At 61.0% G+C, this 20,094-nt stretch carries 22 protein-coding genes and 1 pseudogene; 17 read left to right on the plus strand and 6 right to left on the minus strand.

The annotated features are described in order from the left end of the window. The first annotated feature begins 12 nt into the window (after positions 1-12). From FZ934_RS14735 to FZ934_RS14765, 7 genes are all read left to right on the plus strand, one after another. Positions 13-846, plus strand: a complete 834-nt coding sequence (locus FZ934_RS14735) for an SDR family oxidoreductase (RefSeq protein ID WP_153271677.1) — start codon at positions 13-15, stop codon at positions 844-846. Between the two features lie 16 nt (positions 847-862). Continuing rightward, the gene (locus FZ934_RS14740) at positions 863-1,066 is read left to right on the plus strand and encodes a twin transmembrane helix small protein (RefSeq protein ID WP_113361958.1); all 204 of its coding nucleotides are present in this window, start codon (positions 863-865) and stop codon (positions 1,064-1,066) included. A gap of 22 nt (positions 1,067-1,088) precedes the next feature. Next, positions 1,089-1,667 (plus strand): cob(I)yrinic acid a,c-diamide adenosyltransferase, encoded by a 579-nt coding sequence (locus tag FZ934_RS14745; protein ID WP_153271678.1) that lies wholly within the window; start codon positions 1,089-1,091, stop codon positions 1,665-1,667. 34 nt (positions 1,668-1,701) lie between these two features. Then, the gene (locus tag FZ934_RS14750; protein ID WP_153271679.1) at positions 1,702-2,502 is read left to right on the plus strand and encodes a rhomboid family intramembrane serine protease; all 801 of its coding nucleotides are present in this window, start codon (positions 1,702-1,704) and stop codon (positions 2,500-2,502) included. Positions 2,503-2,661: 159 nt separating this feature from the next. Beyond that, positions 2,662-3,411: an electron transfer flavoprotein subunit beta/FixA family protein gene (locus FZ934_RS14755; RefSeq protein ID WP_153271680.1), complete on the plus strand. Its 750-nt coding sequence runs from the start codon at positions 2,662-2,664 to the stop codon at positions 3,409-3,411. A 24-nt stretch (positions 3,412-3,435) separates the two neighbouring features. Continuing rightward, positions 3,436-4,365 (plus strand): electron transfer flavoprotein subunit alpha/FixB family protein, encoded by a 930-nt coding sequence (locus FZ934_RS14760; protein ID WP_153271681.1) that lies wholly within the window; start codon positions 3,436-3,438, stop codon positions 4,363-4,365. A gap of 146 nt (positions 4,366-4,511) precedes the next feature. Next, entirely contained in the window at positions 4,512-5,393 is an 882-nt protein-coding gene (locus FZ934_RS14765) for a 3-hydroxybutyryl-CoA dehydrogenase (protein ID WP_153271682.1), read from the plus strand. A 56-nt stretch (positions 5,394-5,449) separates the two neighbouring features. On the opposite strand, the gene FZ934_RS14770 is transcribed toward FZ934_RS14765, so the two are convergent. After that, the gene (locus FZ934_RS14770; RefSeq protein WP_153271683.1) at positions 5,450-5,980 is read right to left on the minus strand and encodes a hypothetical protein; all 531 of its coding nucleotides are present in this window, start codon (positions 5,978-5,980) and stop codon (positions 5,450-5,452) included. A gap of 146 nt (positions 5,981-6,126) precedes the next feature. After that, a complete protein-coding gene (gene tlpA, locus FZ934_RS14775) occupies positions 6,127-6,789 on the minus strand; it encodes a thiol:disulfide interchange protein TlpA (RefSeq protein ID WP_153271684.1) in 663 nt (220 codons plus the stop codon). Positions 6,790-6,830: 41 nt separating this feature from the next. Between tlpA and argH the strand changes: the two genes are divergently transcribed. From argH to FZ934_RS14800, 5 genes are all read left to right on the plus strand, one after another. After that, positions 6,831-8,231, plus strand: a complete 1,401-nt coding sequence (gene argH, locus FZ934_RS14780; RefSeq protein WP_153271686.1) for an argininosuccinate lyase — start codon at positions 6,831-6,833, stop codon at positions 8,229-8,231. Positions 8,232-8,310: 79 nt separating this feature from the next. Next, positions 8,311-8,505 (plus strand): LPS translocon maturation chaperone LptM, encoded by a 195-nt coding sequence (lptM, locus tag FZ934_RS14785; protein ID WP_056810249.1) that lies wholly within the window; start codon positions 8,311-8,313, stop codon positions 8,503-8,505. A 12-nt stretch (positions 8,506-8,517) separates the two neighbouring features. After that, on the plus strand, positions 8,518-9,786 hold the full coding sequence (lysA, locus tag FZ934_RS14790) for a diaminopimelate decarboxylase (RefSeq protein WP_153271687.1): 1,269 nt from the start codon (positions 8,518-8,520) through the stop codon (positions 9,784-9,786). Between the two features lie 172 nt (positions 9,787-9,958). Next, positions 9,959-12,634, plus strand: a complete 2,676-nt coding sequence (locus tag FZ934_RS14795) for a TIGR02302 family protein (RefSeq protein ID WP_153271688.1) — start codon at positions 9,959-9,961, stop codon at positions 12,632-12,634. 124 nt (positions 12,635-12,758) lie between these two features. Further along, positions 12,759-13,205 (plus strand): hypothetical protein, encoded by a 447-nt coding sequence (locus FZ934_RS14800; protein WP_153271689.1) that lies wholly within the window; start codon positions 12,759-12,761, stop codon positions 13,203-13,205. Positions 13,206-13,257: 52 nt separating this feature from the next. Here the strand turns inward: FZ934_RS14800 and FZ934_RS14805 are convergent, their stop codons facing one another. The 3 genes from FZ934_RS14805 to FZ934_RS14815 form a co-directional block, all read right to left on the minus strand. Continuing rightward, complete coding sequence (locus FZ934_RS14805; protein WP_113362025.1) at positions 13,258-13,617, minus strand: response regulator; 360 nt, start codon at positions 13,615-13,617, stop codon at positions 13,258-13,260. 115 nt (positions 13,618-13,732) lie between these two features. Further along, positions 13,733-14,275, minus strand: a complete 543-nt coding sequence (hpt, locus tag FZ934_RS14810; RefSeq protein ID WP_113361971.1) for a hypoxanthine phosphoribosyltransferase — start codon at positions 14,273-14,275, stop codon at positions 13,733-13,735. A gap of 62 nt (positions 14,276-14,337) precedes the next feature. Next, positions 14,338-14,979 (minus strand): hypothetical protein, encoded by a 642-nt coding sequence (locus FZ934_RS14815; protein ID WP_153271690.1) that lies wholly within the window; start codon positions 14,977-14,979, stop codon positions 14,338-14,340. A gap of 206 nt (positions 14,980-15,185) precedes the next feature. Between FZ934_RS14815 and ftsE the strand changes: the two genes are divergently transcribed. From ftsE to FZ934_RS14835, 4 genes and pseudogenes are all read left to right on the plus strand, one after another. Continuing rightward, positions 15,186-15,845, plus strand: a complete 660-nt coding sequence (ftsE, locus tag FZ934_RS14820) for a cell division ATP-binding protein FtsE (protein WP_113361972.1) — start codon at positions 15,186-15,188, stop codon at positions 15,843-15,845. Next, positions 15,838-16,848 carry a cell division protein FtsX gene (locus FZ934_RS14825; protein ID WP_153271691.1) on the plus strand — a complete coding sequence of 337 codons (1,011 nt, stop codon included), beginning with the start codon at positions 15,838-15,840 and terminating at the stop codon, positions 16,846-16,848. Before ftsE ends, FZ934_RS14825 begins: the two co-directional genes overlap by 8 nt. A gap of 74 nt (positions 16,849-16,922) precedes the next feature. Then, positions 16,923-17,632: pseudogene (locus FZ934_RS14830) on the plus strand (YdcF family protein). A gap of 78 nt (positions 17,633-17,710) precedes the next feature. After that, entirely contained in the window at positions 17,711-18,508 is a 798-nt protein-coding gene (locus FZ934_RS14835; RefSeq protein WP_153271692.1) for a lysophospholipid acyltransferase family protein, read from the plus strand. A 2-nt stretch (positions 18,509-18,510) separates the two neighbouring features. Here FZ934_RS14835 and FZ934_RS14840 read toward each other — a convergent pair whose 3' ends face one another. Next, positions 18,511-19,080: a gamma-glutamylcyclotransferase gene (locus FZ934_RS14840; protein ID WP_153271693.1), complete on the minus strand. Its 570-nt coding sequence runs from the start codon at positions 19,078-19,080 to the stop codon at positions 18,511-18,513. A gap of 11 nt (positions 19,081-19,091) precedes the next feature. Here FZ934_RS14840 and FZ934_RS14845 point away from each other — a divergent pair, with 11 nt between their 5' ends. Further along, positions 19,092-20,093, plus strand: a complete 1,002-nt coding sequence (locus tag FZ934_RS14845; RefSeq protein ID WP_153271694.1) for a DUF2125 domain-containing protein — start codon at positions 19,092-19,094, stop codon at positions 20,091-20,093. The last annotated feature ends 1 nt before the right edge of the window (position 20,094 follow it).

Here is a 20,094-nt window from a genome sequence, read left to right on the forward strand (position 1 = left end):
AGGAATCATTCCATGGCGGATCAGCGCACAATCATCGTCACCGGATGCTCGTCCGGCATCGGTGCCTATTGCGCACGCGCCCTGAAGAGCGATGGATGGCGCGTCTTTGCCACTGTCCGCAAATTTGATGACCTTGCTTCCCTGCAGGCTGACGGCATCGAAGCCTTTCGCATGGACTATGCCAACCCCCAGTCGATCGCCGACTTCATGGACGAAGTAACGGCAGCAAGCGGCGGCAAGATCGATGCACTCTTCAACAACGGCGCCTATGGGCAACCCGGAGCCGTCGAAGACATCAGGACGGAGGTCCTCAGGGAACAGTTCGAGACCAATGTTTTCGGATGGCACGAGCTGACGCGGCGGATCATCCCGCTGATGCGCAAGCAGGGGCACGGTCGCATCGTCCAGTGCTCGTCGATTCTCGGCATCGTTCCCTATAGATATCGCGGTGCCTACACCGCTTCCAAGTTTGCAGTCGAAGGGTTGAGCGTGACGCTCCGGATGGAGCTGGAGGGAAGCGGCATTCACGTCAGTTTGATCGAGCCGGGGCCGATCACCTCGCGTTTCACCGCCAACGCACTTGCCAAGATCAACGAGAATATCGACGTCGGTAACTCCGTGCATGCGGCAGATTATCGCCGGCAGCTTGCGCGTCTTGACGGATCGGGGGCACCTAACCGACACAAGCTCGGTCCGGATGCGGTTTACGCTGTCTTGAAGCACGCATTGAACTCACGCCGGCCCAAGCCACATTATCCCGTAACCACGCCGGCAAAGCAGGGCATGATGTTGAAGAGGCTACTGCCAGCAGACCTTTTCTACCGCCTGATGCGCTGGGTAGACTGACCAGGAAAGCAAGAAAATGTCTACGGTCACTTACATTCTCGCCATCATCGTCATGGCGATCGTCGCTCTTGTCCTGATACGCGGCCTCTTCAACATGATGAAGGGTGGCGACGCCAATCTGTCCAACAAGCTCATGCAGCTGCGCGTCCTGCTGCAGGCGATAGCCATCTTTCTGATCATGCTCACGCTCTGGCTGACCGGCGGCGGGCGCCCGACCTGATTTTCGCGCAAAGGGGGAATGCATGGTCAAGCTGAACAAGATCTACACGAAGACCGGGGATGACGGCACGACCGCTTTGGTCTCCGGCGCACGACGCCTGAAGAGCGACCTGCGGGTGGAAGCCTATGGCACGATCGACGAGGCGAACTCGGCAATCGGCATCGCGCGCCTTCATATGCAGGGAATGCCCATTCTCGATACGATGCTGAACCTGATCCAGAACGATCTCTTCGATCTCGGCGCCGACCTGGCAACGCCCGATACCGGCGAGACACCGGCCTACGAGCCGCTGCGCATCATCGAGACCCAGGTGTCCCGGCTAGAGCGCGATATCGATCAATTGAACGCCGATCTGCAGCCGCTGAAGTCCTTTGTCCTGCCGGGCGGCCACTCAGCCGCCGCCCACCTGCATCTCGCCCGCACGATCACGCGCCGCGCAGAGCGGCTGATGGTCTCGCTTGCGCGCACCGAAGGCGAGGTCGTCAGCGACGCCGCGCTTCAGTACGTAAACCGGCTCTCCGATTTCCTGTTCGTCGCCGCCCGCCATGCCAATGACCGCGGCCATGCGGATGTTCTTTGGGTTCCGGGCAAGAATCGCTAAGCTCGCTTCGCAAGGGCAAATACCGGGGGCCGTCTTGTTCATACCGCTGCACGATGCCAATACGCTTAAATACATAAAGCTTCAGTGGGTGACCTTGACGCTGATAGTGGCAAACGTGGCCGTTTGGCTCTTCACCGGCGTCGTCGCCAGCGAAACCGTATCTCAGGCCGCCTTCGTCGGTCTCGGCTATATTCCGGCGGTCGCCTTTCATCATGCGACACTCGAGCCCGCCCTCGCCCTCGTTCCCGAACCGCTGACCTACGTCACCTATGCCTTCGTCCATTCCAGCTTCTGGCATCTTGCCTCGAACATGCTGTTCCTCTGGGTATTCGGGGATAACGTCGAAGACGCGATGGGGCATGTTCGTTTTCTGCTGTTCTATTTGCTCTGCGCGATATCCGGCGCGCTCTTTCATGGTTTTATCGGCGAGACGTCCGAATCGCCGCTGATCGGCGCATCCGGGGCGATCTCGGGCGTCATCGCCGCTTATGTCATCCTGCACCCGCGCGTGCGCGTCTGGGTGCTCGTCTTCATGCGCGTGCCGATACCGTTGCCGGCCTTCGTTCCACTGGTGATCTGGATTGGCCAGCAGTTCGTCATGCTGGCGATCGAACCTGACGGCAACGTATCGTGGGGAGCCCATGTCGGCGGCATCGTCGCCGGCGCGCTTCTCGTGGTGGTCATGCGTCGGCGCGGTGTTCCCCTGTTCGACCGACAGGTGGTGATGCCTCGGGCCGTGCACGATCAGCAGAAGCCCAATCCGACGATGATTTTCATTCCGGGACGTCAGCCGCGTCCGCGCCTTCCCTGGGACAAGCCACCATCCGAATATTGACGTGAACGTAAACGTTAGATAATCAGGAATCAATTTGCCTGTCTGCGACGGGCAAGCGTTGTGTTTGGAGGAAAAACGCGTATCCATGTCGCCATTCGACAATCGGAGCGGCGCCGAAACGCGCATTTTCTTGGCGAAAGAGTTGAAGGAAGGACCCCCATGAAAATCCTCGTCCCCGTAAAGCGGGTTGTTGATTACAACGTGAAGATCCGCGTGAAGGCCGATGGCACAGGCGTTGAGCTCGCGAACGTCAAGATGTCGATGAACCCCTTCGACGAGATCTCGGTGGAGGAAGCACTGCGGCTGAAGGAGGCCGGCAAGGCCGAGGAAGTGGTGGTCGTCTCGATCGGTCCCGCCAAGGCCGAAGAGACGCTGCGCACCGCGCTCGCCATGGGTGCCGACCGTGCCATTCTCGTCGAGACCGACGATGCCGTCGAGCCGCTGGCCGTTGCCAAGATCCTCAAGGGTGTCGCCGACGTCGAACAGCCGGGCCTGATCATCGTCGGCAAACAGGCGATCGATGACGACTCGAACCAGACCGGCCAGATGCTGGCAGCCCTGCTCGGCTCCGCCCAGGCGACCTTCGCCTCGAAGATCGAGATCGGTGACGGCAAGGCTCAGGTGACACGCGAAGTCGATGGCGGCCTGCAGACAATCGAGATCAAGCTTCCGGCTGTGGTCACCACCGATCTGCGCCTCAACGAGCCACGCTATGCCTCGCTGCCAAACATCATGAAGGCGAAGAAGAAGCCGCTCGACAAGAAGAGCCCGGCTGACTTCGGCGTTTCCACGGCGCCGCGCCTCAAGGTGCTGAAGACCGAGGAACCATCAGGCCGCAAGGCAGGCGTCAAGGTCGCGTCGGTCGCAGAGCTCGTCGACAAGCTCAAGTCCGAAGCCGGCGTCCTCTAAGGTTCGAGAAAGGGAGATCTATCCATGGCCATTCTTCTTCTGGCTGACCACGACAACAACCACCTTTCCGACCAGACCGCCAAGACACTGACGGCAGCTTCCAAGATCGGCGGCGACGTGCATGTGCTGGTATCAGGCAAGGGCGCCAAGGCGGCGGCCGAACAGGCAGCCAAGCTATCTGGCGTTTCCAAGGTGCTGGTTGCCGAGGATGCAAGCCTCGCCAACAATCTCGCCGAGCCGCTGTCTGCCCTGATCGTCTCGCTGGCTGCCGGCTACGACACGATCATCGCCGCCGCCACCTCCACCGGCAAGAACGTCCTGCCGCGCGTCGCAGCCCTGCTCGACGTTGCCCAGGTCTCGGAAATCATTGAAGTCGTCTCTGCAGACACCTTCAAGCGTCCGATCTATGCCGGCAACGCGATCCAGACGGTGCAATCGACCGACGCCAAGAAGGTTATCACCGTGCGCACGGCCTCCTTTGCAGCAACATCAGAAGGCGGCTCCGCGCCTGTCGAGGCGATCTCGGCTGCGTCCGACCCGGGCGTTTCCACCTTCGTCAAGGACGCGCTGTCGGCCTCCGACCGTCCGGAGCTGACGTCCGCGAAGATCATCATCTCAGGCGGTCGCGCGCTCGGCTCCGCCGAGAAGTTCCAGGAGGTCATCCTGCCGGTCGCCGACAAGCTCGGTGCCGCCGTTGGCGCAAGCCGTGCAGCTGTCGATGCCGGCTATGCGCCGAACGACTGGCAGGTCGGGCAAACTGGCAAGGTGGTTGCTCCCGATCTCTACATCGCCTGCGGCATCTCGGGCGCCATCCAGCATCTTGCCGGCATGAAGGACTCGAAGGTCATCGTCGCCATCAACAAGGACGAAGAGGCGCCGATCTTCCAGGTTGCCGACTACGGCCTCGTCGCGGACCTCTTCGACGTCCTGCCGGAACTTGAAAAGGCGCTTTGATCGCCAACATGCCGGTTTTTCGCACTTGCGAATGACTGGAAAATTATCTTTTTAGGGGCTACTACTTCTGCCGGGCGATCATTTGCCCGGCAGTTTTGTTAGAAAAATGCGGCGATGCGGGGGCGTTGCCGTGCGGGGGCTTGGAGATGAGTGCGGTGTTGAAGACGATTGGTATCATCGGCGCGGGCCAGATGGGTTGCGGCATCGCACAGGTTTCGGCATCGGCCGGCTACAAGGTCCAGATCTACGATCTGTCCGATGAGCGCGTCCAGCACGGCCTGGCCACCATCAACGGCAACCTCGCCCGCAACGTCACGAGCGGCAAGATGACGGACGAGCAGCGCACCGACACGCTCGCGCTCATATCTGGTTCGTCCGATGTCAACGACCTCGCCGCCTCCGATCTCGTGATCGAGGCCGCGACCGAGGACGAAAGCGTCAAGCGCAAGATCTACTCGCTCGTCTGCCCGGTCCTGAAGCCGGAAGCGATCCTTGCCACAAACACCTCTTCGCTCTCCATCACCCGCCTCGCCTCCTCGACGGACCGGCCGGAGCGTTTCATGGGCATCCATTTCATGAATCCGGTGCCAGTGATGAAACTGGTGGAACTCGTGCGCGGGATCGCGACCGAGGAAGGCACCTTCTCGGCCGCCAAGGAATTCGTTGCCTCTTTGGAAAAGACGGTAACCGTCGCCGAAGACTTCCCCGCCTTCATCGTCAACCGCATTCTGCTGCCGATGATCAACGAGGCAATCTACACGCTCTACGAAGGCGTCGGCACAGTTGACGCGATCGATACCGCCATGAAGCTCGGCGCCAACCATCCGATGGGCCCGCTGCAGCTTGCGGACTTTATCGGCCTCGACACCTGCCTGTCGATCATGCAGGTGCTGCATGATGGCCTGGCCGACTCCAAATACCGCCCCTGCCCGCTTCTGGTGAAATACGTAGAAGCCGGCTGGCTCGGCCGCAAATCCGGCCGCGGCTTCTATGATTACCGCGGCGAAGTGCCGGTACCGACGCGCTAGGAACACTCCTGCCTATTACGTCAGGAGGACCACCGAAGCTTTGGCGCATTAAGCCTTCATGGATTGCGAGCGTCGCGTTTTGCCTGTGACACAGCCCCGGCCTTCCGCAATCGGCCGCGTTCCATCGGCCGGACCAGATTTTTGGGTTTTGAATTTTCAATCGCATGCATGCCTGCATGTGCGTGGCGCGCGTTGAACGACGCGTCGTGCTCGGCTTTTGCTTCTTTCCTGCGTGCCAACGCGGCGCGCATATTCTCAACCATCCGGATTTTGTCGCGCATGCGGCTGCGGCGGGATTGCTCGGTGTTTACGCTGCGTACACCCATCGCCAGAACTTCAAGCTTGGCTCTGGTGCCGGTGTCCTTGCTGACCGCCTTGGTGCCTTTCGGATCGGCCTTTCCCCTGATTTCCCTGCGTTGCCTGTGGGCTTCGCTCTGCGCGCGGTCGCGCCTCTCCCGTATGCGCTTGGCGAGATCCGAGAGGTCCGCGTCGGACAGGGTCTGTATCGCCGGGTGATGAGACTTTTGAACCAGTTGCCACTCGTCTGCCGTCAGCAAACGCTCTGCCTGCCTACGTGAGATTGCCATCTCCGCCTCCTACGATGTAGCATATGCTTCGTCTACAGGACCGTTCGCCTTCCGAGCCGGTCCTGGCTTCTTAGGCGATAACGTCTTCGTCGGCTAAAGTAGTGCCGGGCCGCAAACCGGCAATGGCCGGTCGACAGGGAGCTTCCTCACGTCCCCACCGCACCCTTGATCAGAGCCTTGGCATCCTCGCTGTCCCAGGCAGCAGGCCCATTCATCGCGGAGATCAGGCAGCCCTTGCCGTCGATCAGCAGTGTCACCGGCAGACCGAAGGCAAGGCCTTCCTTTTTCAGGTTGTTGAACACCCCGATCGTATTGTCACGATAAAGCTTCAGTGCATCGACCCCGGTTTCGCTGAGGAATGTCTTCGGCTTCTCGTCGTCTCCCGTGTCGATGTTAACCGGCACGACCTGGAACTTGTCGCTGCCAAGCTCCTTCTCGAGCGCGTTCAGCGCCGGCATCTCCTCACGGCAGGGCACGCACCACGTCGCCCAGAGATTGAACAGCACTGTCTTGCCGGCAAAGCTGTCGAGCGTCATCGGCTGACCATCGGGGCCCTTGAAAGCAATCGTGGTGAGTTTCCGGTGCTGGTCAGGAGCAACCATCGCCGCCACCTGTCCCTTGAGCAACGGCGCAATCTTCGTGGCGATCTCCTTCGTCGCCGCGCATTCGCCCGATGCTGTTTGCGTCCCGCCATTGCCAGACCCGGCTTCCCTGATGTAAACCGCTGCCGCACCGGCAATAATGCCTGCGACGGCCGCGATCCCGATCAGCTTCAGGGATGGCAGGCGCAGGGGCGTTCTTGTCGTCATTTCATTCTCCGAGACACGCGTTCTTCAAGGCAGGCATCTTCATGGCCGACAGCACGGACACCAAATCCTCCAACCAGATGTGGGGCGGCCGCTTCGCTTCCGGTCCCGATGCGATCATGGAGGAGATAAATGCCTCGATCGGTTTCGACAAGAAGCTGTTTGCCCAGGACATCCGCGGCTCGATCGCCCATGCCACCATGCTTGCCCACCAGGGCATCATTTCGGCCGAGGATAAAGACAAGATCGTTCAAGGGCTAAACACGATCCTGTCAGAGATCGAGAGCGGCAATTTCGAATTCTCCCGCAAGCTCGAAGACATTCACATGAATGTCGAGGCCCGACTTGCGACGTTGATCGGTCCCGCCGCAGGTCGCCTGCACACCGCCCGCTCGCGCAACGACCAGGTGGCGCTCGATTTCCGCCTCTGGGTCAAGGAAGAGTTGCAGAAGACGGAGCGGATGCTGACGGATCTGATCGCCGCCTTCCTCGACCGTGCAGAAGAGCATGCCGAGACCGTCATGCCGGGCTTTACGCACCTGCAGACCGCGCAGCCTGTGACCTTCGGTCATCACTGCATGGCCTATGTCGAGATGTTCGGCCGAGACCGCTCGCGCGTGCGCCACGCCATCGAGCATCTGGATGAAAGCCCGATCGGTTCGGCAGCACTTGCCGGCACCGGCTACCCGATCGATCGCCACATGACGGCCAAGGCCCTCGGTTTCCGCGAGCCGACCCGCAATTCGATCGATACCGTCTCGGATCGCGATTTTGCGATCGAGTTCCTGGCGCTGGCCGCGATCTGCTCGATGCACCTGTCGCGTCTCGCCGAAGAGATCGTCATCTGGTCGACGCCGCAGTTCGGCTTCGTGCGCCTGTCGGATGCCTTCTCGACCGGCTCCTCGATCATGCCGCAGAAGAAGAACCCGGATGCCGCCGAGCTGGTGCGCGCCAAGACCGGCCGCATCAACGGCTCGCTGATCGCACTGCTGACGATCATGAAGGGCCTGCCGCTCGCCTATTCCAAGGATATGCAGGAAGACAAGGAACAGGTCTTCGACGCCGCCGAAAGCCTGGAGCTCGCCATCGCCGCGATGACGGGCATGGTCCGCGACCTGACGATCAACACCGCCCGCATGAAGGCTGCAGCCGGTTCCGGCTATTCGACGGCGACCGACTTGGCCGACTGGCTCGTGCGTGAAGCAGGCCTTCCCTTCCGCGATGCCCACCATGTGACCGGCCGCGCCGTGGCGCTGGCCGAAAGCAAGGGTTGCGATCTCGCTGAACTGCCGCTTGCCGATCTGCAGGCAATCAACGCCGCGATATCAGACAAGGTCTACGACGTCCTGACGGTCGAGGCATCGGTTGCCAGCCGCAAGAGCTTCGGCGGCACCGCGCCTTCGGAAGTGCGCAAGCAGATTGCCTACTGGCGCGCTCGCAACTGACCTCAACAATCAGGGTGCACAAGGTGGATAAACTTCGCTATGAAGGTGTCCACCCGTGCCGCTTCCCAAGAGGAATTCCATGCAGAAGAGCTTGCCGCAGATCGTCCGCCTGACGGTTGTTTTCGCCGTGATCGGCCTTGCCGTCGCAGGATGCGGGCGTAAGGGCGACCTCGATCCGCCGAGCGCGCAGGCAACGAAGGGTGGCGACTCCTCCAAGCCGACGAAACAGCCCGGCACCGTCGACAAGCCCTTCCTTCTCGATCCGCTTCTCTAAGAGGCTACTGACGTGAATCACTTCGAGTATCGCGACGGCATTCTGTACGCCGAAAACGTTCCCGTTCCTGAAATTGCCAAGGCGGTCGGCACGCCGTTCTACGTCTATTCCACGGCGACGCTTGAGCGCCACTACAAGGTCTTCGCTGGGGCCTTTAGTGATATAGACTCCATGGTCTGCTACGCCATGAAGGCCAACTCCAACCAGGCCGTCCTGAAGACGCTCGGCAATCTCGGCGCCGGCATCGACGTCGTCTCCGGTGGCGAACTGCGCCGCGCGCTGGCGGCCGGCATACCGGCCAATCGCATCATGTTTTCAGGCGTCGGCAAGACGCCACAGGAGATGGACTTCGCACTCGAAGCCGGCATTTACTGCTTCAACGTCGAATCCGAGCCCGAGCTCGAGATCCTCAATCAGCGCGCCATCAAGGCCGGCAAGAAGGCACCCGTCTCCTTCCGCATCAATCCCGATGTCGACGCCCGCACGCACGCCAAGATCTCGACCGGCAAGAAGGAAAACAAGTTCGGCATCTCCTGGGAGCGTGCTCGCGCCGTCTATGCGCGCGCAGCGACCCTCGAAGGCATCGAGGCCACCGGCATCGATATGCATATCGGCAGCCAGATCACCGAGCTGCAGCCCTTCGACGACGCATTCAAGCTCTTGCGCGAACTGGTCAGCACGCTGCGCGCCGACGGCCACGATATCCACCACGTCGATATCGGCGGCGGCCTCGGCATTCCCTACAAGGACGACAACAACCCGCCGCCACTGCCCGACGCTTACGCCGCGATCGTCAAGAACCAGCTGCGCGAGCTGAACTGCAAGATCGTCATGGAGCCCGGCCGCCTGATCGTCGGCAACGCCGGCATCCTGGTGACGGAAGTGCTGTACGTGAAGGATGGCGGTGAGAAGACCTTCGTCATCGTCGACGGCGCCATGAACGACCTGATCCGCCCGACGCTCTACGAAGCCTATCACGAGATCCGCCCTGTGGTGATCTCGGCCGCAAACGCGCCACGTATCAAGGCCGACGTCGTCGGTCCGGTCTGCGAGACCGGCGATTACCTTGCACTCGACCGCGAGATGGCCATGCCGAAATCAGGCGACCTGATCGCCGTCAGCTCCGCCGGCGCCTATGGCGCTGTGCAGGCCGGCACCTACAACAGCCGCCTTCTCGTCCCTGAGGTGCTGGTCAAGGGGAGCGATTTCCACGTGATTCGCCCGCGCCGCACCTATGAAGAGCTGATCGGTCTGGATTCTGTCCCCGCCTGGCTAGACTGACGGGCGGCGGGCGGCGGCATCACTTTTTGGCGAAGAACCGTGAAAAACCGGCATTGACGGGCCCTTGCCCTCGCCTTCGCCACAAAGAATGTTATCTTTGACCGAGCGCGAATTGCCCCGGCAATCGCTGTAAGTGCACTCTGCCTTCGAACGCCAGCTCGCGGAGACCCGATTGAACAAGAGCTCCAGCAGGGAGAAACATGGTGCATTTGCCCTGAGGCCGTCCTTGGCGCGGTTGGTGGCGGCGAAGCGTTTTCTGGCGCGTGCCGTCCTGCTTTCAGAGCAGATCCTGCCCCTGCTTCTGCCCCTGCTGTGTGTCGCCGCACTCTACCTGACGGTATCCTGGTTCGGTATTTTCCGCACGGCGCCTGACTGGTTGCGGTTAGCACTTCTTGCCGCCTTTGGCTTGGCGCTGCTCGCCTCCCTTTATCCGTTCCGTCGGCTGCGTTGGCCCAGTGTCGCCTCCGCCGACCGGCTGCTCGAAGAACGCAATGGCCTGCCGCATCAGCCGGTAGCGGTGCAGGAGGACGAGCCTGCATTCGATACGCCGGTTGCGCGTGCCTTGTGGCGCGAGCACCAGACCCGTATGGCGGAAAAGATTGCCGCCCTCGACGCCGGATTTCCGCGCCCCGACATTGCCGCGCACGACCGTTGGGCTCTGCGCGCTGTCCCTGCACTTCTGCTTGTCGTCGCCTTTGGCTATTCGCTGTCCAGCAGCGGCGGATCGATCGTCGACGCCCTGCAGCCGCGACCGGCCGCCGAGACGAGCGATCCGGCCGTGCGCATCGATGCTTGGGTAACGCCTCCCTCCTACACAGGACGGGCTCCAGTCTATCTGAGCGCAGCAGGAACCGAGCAGGCGCCGATCCGCGTTCCGGAACTGTCAAGCCTGACGGTCCGCGTCAGCGGTGCAAAGACGGATGAGAAGGTCGCCTTCAGCCGCGCCGACGGAAAGCGCATGGAAATCGCTGCCGAGGAGAACCCGAAGGCACCGGCACCCGCCGCAACGCTGCCTGCAACTCCGGCTGCTGCCGTAACCGCAAGCACGCACATCATGAAGCTCGAGGAAAACGGCACCCTGGAAGTAAATGGTCGCCGCTGGGCGTTCGACGTCATTCCTGACAAGGCGCCGGAAATTGCTTTCAACGGCTTGCCGAAATCCACCGTCAACGGCGCGCTCGAGATCGGCTTCACGGTCAAGGACGACTACGGCGTTCAGGAAGCCTATGCGGAGATCCTGCCGGTCGAATCCGACCCAGCCGCAACACCGCTCTATCCTCTGCCGGAATACAAGCTCGACATACCGCGCCGCAACGCCCGCGACGCCAAAGGCCTTGCGAGCAAGAACCTGACCGAGCATCCGCTGGCTGGCAAACGCGTCCGCATCACGCTCGTCGCGAAGGATGCGGCCGGGCAGACGGGACGCAGCCCGCCACACGAGATGACGCTGCCGGCACGCCCCTTCAACGAGCCGCTCGCGGGCGCAGTCGCCGAGGAACGGCAGGTCTTTGCCCTCGATACACGCAAGATGCCGGAAGCTATCGCGCTGAACGAAGCGCTGACGATCCGCCCGGAAGAAACGATCCCCAACCTTACCAACTATCTCCTGCTGGAATCGGCGCTTGCCCGCATGAAGCTCGCCAAGGGTGAGGAAGCGCTGAAGGACACGGCGGATTACCTCTGGGACATCGCCGTCGGCATCGAGGACGGCAATCTCTCGCAGGCGGAGCGCAACCTCAGGAATGCGCAGCAGAACCTGGCCGACGCCCTGCAGCGAAATGCACCTGACGCCGAGATCAAGAAGCTCATGGACGAGCTGCGCAAGGCCATGCAGGACTACATGAAGGAACTGGCGCAGCGGATGCAGAATGCGCCGACGCAGCCGAACCAGAATACGCAGAACATCATTCGCCAGCAGGACCTTGAGCGGATGATGGACCAGATCGAGAACCTCGCACGCTCGGGCAACCGCGACGCCGCCCAGCAGATGCTGTCCGAACTGCAGCGCATGATGAACAACATGCAGGCTGGACGCCCTCAGCAGGGGCAGCAACAGGGACGAGACAACAGCCAGATGCGTCAGCAGATGGACAAGCTCGGCCAGATCCTTCGCGACCAACAGAAGCTGATGGAAGAGACCTTCAAGCTGGACCAGCAGTTGAAGGACCGCATGCAGCGCGGCGACCCGAATATGGGCATGAACGACCCGCTGCTTGACGACATGCCGATGGACAATGACGGTCTGCCGCAAGACCCGCAGCAGGGCGATCAGCAGCAACAGGGCCAGCAGGATCAGCAAGGTCAGCAGAACCAGCAGGGCCAGTCTCCTTCTGATCAGATGACCGCCGACCAGCTGCGCGAGGCGCTGAAGCAGCTTCGGTCGCGCCAGGACCAACTCGGCAAGCAGCTCGGAGAGCTTCAGAAGGGCCTTGGCGACATGGGCATCAAGCCTGGCTCCGGTTTCGGCCAGGCGCAGCGCGAGATGGAAGGCGCCGGTCGCGAGCTCGGCCAGGGCCACGGCGAGCCTGCGATACAGGGCCAGGGACGCGCGCTGGAAGCCCTTCGCCAGGGTGCCCGCGATATGATGAACCAGATGATGCAGGCCCAGCAGGGCCAAGGCCAGGGGCCGCAGGGACAGGTGGGCCAAGGCAACCAGAACGGCCGTGACCCGCTCGGGCGTCCGCGTCGCGCCGATGGCCCTGACTTCGGCGATCAGGTCAAGGTTCCTGATGAGATCGACGTCCAGCGCGCCCGCGAAATTCTGGATGCCATCCGCGAAAAGCTTGGAAACAATCCATCGCAGGAGATGGAACGGCACTATCTGGAGCGTCTGCTTGACATTCAGTAGGCGAAACTTGCCCTTCGAGCGCAGAAACTCGCAGCCTGCGCTCTCGTTCACGACTATGAGACTATTCCCAGGCGCGCGAAGATTCGTAATGTCGCATCGCTAGATAGGTGATAACAGCGATTCGATGGCGATTCTCTTCAAGACAGCAATCGGTGAAAATGCCGCTTTCGAAATGATCGAAAGCGCGCTCTCCGACCCGGCAGGCGATTTCGACGGATATGTGAACGTCATCGCCGACGAGGGCGAGCAGACCCTGTCCTGGGCGCCCGGCATGCACGCCGAACAATTTCAGGCGGAAGTCACCGAAATTCTGCGGGCGACCTGGGATATCTGTCGTTTCTGGGTGATCTACGAACGGCGCGACGACAGGCAGGACGCTGCCTCGAACGAGATCCGCAATGCAGCTTTCAAATTGACGCGCGGCTATGCGGGCGTCGTGGTCGTTACCCTCAGCCTCCTCAGCAAGCGCGACAGCGCGGCCGATATCGAGCTGATCTTCGTATGCTTCCAGCAGGATTTCCACCGCCGGAATTTTCGCGTGCGCTACGAAGGAAAATTCGTTCCGAACTAGGCTGAAGCCAGTCGGAGGAGGATTGCCCGCACGACTGCGGGCACCCGGTCAATCAGGCAGCAAGTGCTCTGGCGACTGCCTTGCGGATATCCGGCAGCGCAAAAGGCTTCGAAACGACGTCGACAATCTTCTCCGCCAGATCGTCAGCGCGTTCCCGCTGCTCGGCATAGCCGGTCATCAGCAGGATCTTCAGCGCCGGAAAGGCGGACTTCGCCTGGTGGGCCAGTTCTATGCCATCCATGACGGGCATGCGAATATCCGAGAGAAGAAGGTCGTAGACCCCGTCCTTCAGCTTTTCCAGTCCTTCCGCACCGTCAGCGGCCTCCGCGGTCTCATGACCATCGAGACGCAAAGCGCGGGCTACGAAAGAGCGCAGGGAATCCTCGTCTTCCGTAATCAGAATTTTTGCCATGGTGTGCATCGCTCCGTTTCATGCCCTGCATCGGAAATCACATGATTTTCCTTTGCGATCGGTAAACGGCGGCCAGCGATGGACGCGATGGTTAACAACCCGTCTTGAAACTGGCTCAGGCGTCGCCGGTGACGACGCCTACGAATGGCAGCTCGCGGAACGCGTAGGCAACGTCCATGCCATAGCCGACGACAAAGTAGTCCGGGCATTCGAAGCCGACATAATCCGCTTCCAGCTCTTCCCGGCGTTTTACGCTCTTGTCGAGCAACACTGCGATAGTTACGTTTCTGGCGCCGCGCTCAAACAGCAGTTCCTTGGCGAAACGCAGCGTGCGCCCGGATTCCAGAATATCGTCGATCAAGAGAACGTCGCGGTCCTTCACATCGCTATCGATGTCCTTGACGATGCGAACGCCCTGCGAAACCGTGCCGGTGCCGTAGCTGGAGAGCGTGATGAATTCGACCTCGGGCGCCAGACCGCTGTCATGCAGCGCTCGAATGAGATCGGCTGCAAAAATGAAGGAGCCCTTGAGGATCGCGATCACCAGGAGATCCTTGGTCGGGCCGGCCGCAATCTGCTTTGCGATGGCGTGATTGCGTTCGGCAATCTGCTCGGCAGTGAAAAGAGGCTCGATGTTTTTTCCGCGCACGACGGGCATTAAGGCTTGCTCCATGAATAGAAGCACAAGCCGTTACCACAAACGACGGTTCGAGGCACCCCTTACGGCACGAAGGAAAGGCGCACTTCCGGCATTTTTCCACCGGCGTACTGCACTTTCGCGGAAAAACCGCGACTTTGGCCGCTGTAGATCACGTCGCCAGGCGGATTGATGATGACGCTTGCCGTCAGCTGTTCGCCGATCAGAAGATCCGCCCGTATCGGCCGAACGACCTGGGTGACCCGGCTGACGTTGTCGACGATGCCATTGATGACAAGTACGCGCATGCCGTTGGCATCGCGCGGCGTCGTTGTGACGTGGCTGAAATGCAGCGGCGCGCCGTCGCTCACGACATCCGGTCCGGAGAAGCCGGCAAAGCCGCCGGAGAGGCCGAAGACCAGTATGCAGACAGCAACGACGAGCGCAGCGAAACTGCGCGTCGATGCGCGCTGCAGCCATGCCTCGCCGGACGAAGCAACGGAGCGCGCCAGACCGACCGGCGCCGGCTTGACGTCCACCCGCGATCGGTTGTCATTGAACGCACGGCTGCGAACTGTTTCCGGCCGGCTTCTTTCGATAACGACGAACTCGGCATCGGCGATATCGTCGGTCCGGTTGGGACGGATTTCGCGCTTGGCGGGCTCCGGCGGCAGATAGTCGTATGCCTGACCAGGCATCTGGCGTTTGAACGAGGAGGAAGTCATGACGACGGCCTTTCCGGTGTCCACATGGTTTCGCGCCGGCAACGAAATCCGGCATTGAAACGAATCCTGCTCAGTCGTAAATTTTAATGGTTAATGCTTCGCAAAGACCGCCATCAAACGGGCGTCTTTCCGGCTGAATTTACCGCTTGTTAACGGAGTTGGTTAACAAGTCCTGCGGTGAAACCAACAAAAGACTGAGCTGCCCGTTGATCCACTTCGAGAACGTCGGTTTGCGCTACGGAATGGGACCGGAGATTCTCCGGGATCTGACCTTCGACATTCCGAAGAAATCATTCCAATTCCTGACCGGGCCCTCAGGCGCCGGCAAGACGACGTTACTCAGGCTGCTTTTCCTGTCACTCCAACCGACACGCGGCTTGATCCGCATGTTCGGCCGCGACATTTCCGATATTCCCCGGCCTGAGCTGCCGCTGCTGCGCCGCCGTGTCGGGATCATCTTCCAGGAATTCCGCCTCCTCGACCACCTGACCACCTACGAGAACGTGGCACTGCCGTTGCGGGTGCGCGGCAAGGAGGAAAGCAGCTACAAGACCGACGTACTTGAACTGCTCAAGTGGGTAGGCCTCGGCGAGCGCATCAATGTGCTTCCTCCGGTGCTTTCGGGTGGTGAGAAACAGCGCGCCGCCATTGCGCGCGCGCTGATCGACAGGCCGGAGATCCTGCTGGCCGACGAACCGACTGCCAACGTCGATCCGCCGATGGCCCGCAGGCTGCTCAACCTGTTCCTGGAACTGAACCGCCTCGGTACCGCTGTCGTGATCGCGACTCACGATCTGGCGCTGATGGATCAGGTCGATGCCCGCCGCATGATTCTTTCGGAAGGGCATCTCGATATCCATGACTGAGCCCGCTCCGCTGCAATCGCCCAAATCCGCGCAGAAGGCGCCGAAGCGCGCTGAAATGAAGGTGAGGCCGACGGCCCCGATCCTTCCCTCGGCCAATATCCAGGGCAACGCGCTCATGGTGGTGATCGCCATCATGGCATTTCTCGCCTGCCTGACGCTCGGTGGCGTCAGCATGGTGCGCTCGACCGCGGCCAGCTGGGAAAGCCAGATATCCCGCGAGATCACGATCCAGATCAAGCCGGACGACGGTCTCGATATGGAAAAAGCGCTCAATCAGGCGCGCGACACGGCGATGACCTTCGTTGGCACGAAGAGCGCCCAAATCGTCGATGAGGCGGCAACGGCTCGCCTTCTGGAGCCCTGGCTCGGCGCCGGGCTCGACATCAAGGAACTGCCCGTTCCGCGCCTCGTGATCGTCACCATCGACGAGTACAATCCGCCCGATTTCGAAGCAATGCGCGCTATGCTGAAAGACAGTATCCCGCAATCCACACTGGACGATCACCGTACCTGGGTAGACCGGCTCGTCTCCATGGCTCACACCACGGTCATGATCGGCACAGGTATCCTGCTGCTGGTATTTTCCGCCATGGTGCTGACGGTGGTGTTTGCAACGCGCGGCGCGCTTTCAGGCAATCGGCATATCGTCGAAGTCCTGCATTTCGTCGGTGCTGAAAGTTCCTTCGTCGCGACCGAGTTCCAGAAGCACTTCCTGAAGATCAGCCTCAAGGGATCTGCGGTCGGAAGCGCACTTGCCGCTCTCTTCTTCCTAACAGCCGGCTTCCTGCAGAGCCATACGATCGCGACACCTCAGACCGACCAGGCAACCGCGCTCTTTGGTACGTTTTCCGTCGGCGCCCTGGGCTATGCCGGCATCTTCGCCACGATGATCGTCATCGCCCTGCTGACGACCTTCACCGCACGCTTGACGGTCATGCGGACGATTTATGAGATCGACACCTTGCGCTCGGACCCCACAAGGGCCGACGGTCTCACCAATTGATGTTGCCATGCCTTTTTTGCCATCAAAGCGTCTGTTCGCTGCCGTAATCTGCGTATAATTTTCGATTCATGAGCATGAGCCATATGTCCCGCAACACGAGTCGTTCGAGATCGGAGTTGAGCCGCTCCGGCTCCGAGCCTGCACGGCGCGGGCCGGTGCGGCGGATGTTGCGCTGGGGTGGCTTTGCCTTTGTGCTGGCGATAGCCCTGATCTTCGGCGGCTTTCTGCATTTCGCCGATTCGGTAACCACCCTGAAGCCGCCGCTGGAGCCCCGCGCCGACGCGATCGTGGTGCTGACAGGCGGCTATCAGCGGATCGACCAGGCTGTCGAACTGTTGCAGAAGGGCGCCGGCAAGCGCCTGCTGATCTCGGGCGTCCACCCGACAACGACCAGCAAGCAAATCCGCAAGATGACACAGGCAACGCCTGAACTCTTCGCCTGCTGCGTCGACATCGGCTACGACGCGCTCGACACGATCGGCAACGCCGAGGAAGCGACAAACTGGATTCACGCCAGGGCTACAAGAGCGTGCTTGTCGTGACCAACAACTACCACATGCCACGTAGCCTCTCGGAGCTCGCCTATGTCGATCCCGAGACGCAGTTCATTCCCTATCCGGTCGTCAACACCGACCTGAAGACCAGCGCCTGGTTTACCGATCCCAACGCCATGCGCGTCATGCTGGCGGAGTACCTGAAAGTGCTGTTCGCCGGTGCACGGAACCTGACCGGTCTTGGCCGCCATCCCGGCTTGCGTTCGGCCGCCTCCGACGGACAAAGCTGAACAGGCGCTTTTTTAGGCGCGCAATATCGTGTACGACGACGCAGCCGCTCGTTGCGGACACTTGCCTTGGGAAATTTCATGATCGCGCTGCGTTCCGTCCTTTTCAACACGATCTTCTACGCCAATCTCATCCTCCGGATGCTCGTGCTCTCGCCCTATTACTTCCTGGCCCCGCGCAAGCTCGCTTACCGGGTCCCCAAGAACTGGGCGCTCTCGAACCATTGGCTGATGGAGAAGATCGTCGGGACCACCTTCGAGATCGAAGGAATGGAAAACCTGCCGTCGGGTGGCTACATCCTGGCTCCCAAGCATCAGTCTTTCTGGGACACCTACGCGCTCCTGCCCTGGCTGGACGACCCAGTCTACATTCTGAAGCGCGAGCTGATGTGGATCCCGCTGTTTGGCTGGTATGCCAAGAAGCAGCGGATGATCCCGATCAATCGCGGCGCACGCGGCAAGGTCATGGTCGAGGCCCTGCGACGCACCAAGGAAGAGCTGGCGACGGGCCGCCAGCTGATCATCTATCCCGAAGGCACGCGCCGGCCGCCGGGCGCGGAACCTGCCTACAAGTACGGGATTGCACGGATGTATCGTGACCTTAAGCTACCCGTCGTGCCCGTCGCCATGCATCCCGGATTGTTTTGGCCACGCCGTAGTACGATGCGCTATCCCGGCCATTACAAGGTGCGGATCTTGCCGGCCATCCAGCCGGGAATGGATCCCGATGCCTTCTTCGCGCATCTGATCGACGTTACCGAGCGCGCCAGCGATGAACTCCTGATCGATGCGGCTGAGCGTAATCCAGATCTGCCGATGCCGCCGACAGCAGCCCATCGGCTTGAAGAGCTTCGCAAGGAAAGCGCTGCCCGCGCCTGACGTCAGGCCGCCCGCAGCCGCTCCACCTCGTCAACCACTTGTTCAAGCCAGTGGTCCCGGATACCCATATCCTTCATATGCGCCAGGGTGTTGAAGACATAGGCGTCGTTGGGTCCTGATCTACCGTGCGCCTCATGCACGATCTGCGCGGCTGCCACTGCATCCAGCGCGCCCGCATATTGCGTGTGGTTCCGATCGACGACGTAGGTCACGCCTTTGACGCTTCGCCCGCCGGCAAGCTGCAGTGACAGGTTGCGCTCGAGATAGACATTGGTGACGAGCTCACGCTCCCGCAGGTATTCTATCACCTCGTGCCAGAGGTCAGAGGCGACCCGAAAGGCCATTCCCCGACACGACCCGCCGCGATCAAGCCCGAGCACCAGCCCAGGATTCTGCTCCGTTCCCCTGTGTACCCAGGATCGGACGCATAGCGAGCGACGATACCCACGAACAAGCGCCTGAGACTGCTCTACAAACTCGAAGCCGGGATTCCACATGAGGGATCCGTAGCCAAACACCCAAAATTCGTCCATATCGCACGCCAGACCGAAATTCTCTTTGCGATTCACCATTGGAGAACATCATGGCAGCGTCAAGCCAATCTAGCAGCGGCAGGAAGTTCTGGCTGCTTGGCGGCGGCATTATCTTGGTCATCGCGCTTTATACCGGCGGCTGGTTCTATGCTGCCTCGCAATTGAAGACCACGGTGCTGAGAGCCATCGCGCCGCACGACAGCGCCGGCGTGAGCGGCGAATGCGCCGACATCGATTTCCGCGGCTTCCCGTTCCGTATCGGCCTGTTCTGCTCGAAGGTCGATGTCGACGACAACGTCAACGGCGTCTCGGCAAGCTTCGGCGAGCTTCGCTCGGCGGCTCAGGTCTATGCTCCGGGCCATATTGTCTGGGAGCTCGATTCTCCGGCGGAGATCCGGACCGCACACGGTCTTTCGATCAATGCGGAGTGGGCGAACCTGCAATCCAGCCTCGTCACCAAGCTGAAGGGCATCGACCGCTCCTCGACTGTCATTGACGGTCTGAAGGTTGTTGCAACATCCTCCACCACCGGTCAGACGGTCAATTTCGATTCCACCCACACCGAAATCCATCTTCGCCAGAACGGCGCCGATCTTGATGGCGCGGTCGCAGTGATGGGCTCCAACACCAAGATCAAGGACTGGCCGCAGGTCTTCCCGCAGCTCACCGCGAGCGCCGATATCACGCTGGCCGGCAAGGCGGGAATGATCGACGGCAGCGACGAGAAGGGTCTTTATGGGGCAAGCGGCGAACTGCGCAAGGCCGTGGCTGATATCGGCGATGGCAGGACCATGACCGTCACGGGTCCCTTCTCCTTCGATGAGGAAGGCTATCTCTCAGGCCAGTTCAAGCTGGAAATCGAGCGCCTCGGCCCCTGGCGCGATAGCATCAAGACGACCTTCCCGGAGATCGCAAAGAGCGTCGATACCGCAGCCAAGCTCTTGAAGGCCCTCGCGGGCGGCGGCGACAAGGTTTCCGTCGATCTGGTCGTGAACAAGGGCAATGCCACCGTCAGCGGCTTCATCCCGCTCGGCTCGATCCCGCCGATCTGAC

This window comes from Rhizobium grahamii, assembly GCF_009498215.1.
Lineage (GTDB): Bacteria > Pseudomonadota > Alphaproteobacteria > Rhizobiales > Rhizobiaceae > Rhizobium > Rhizobium grahamii_A.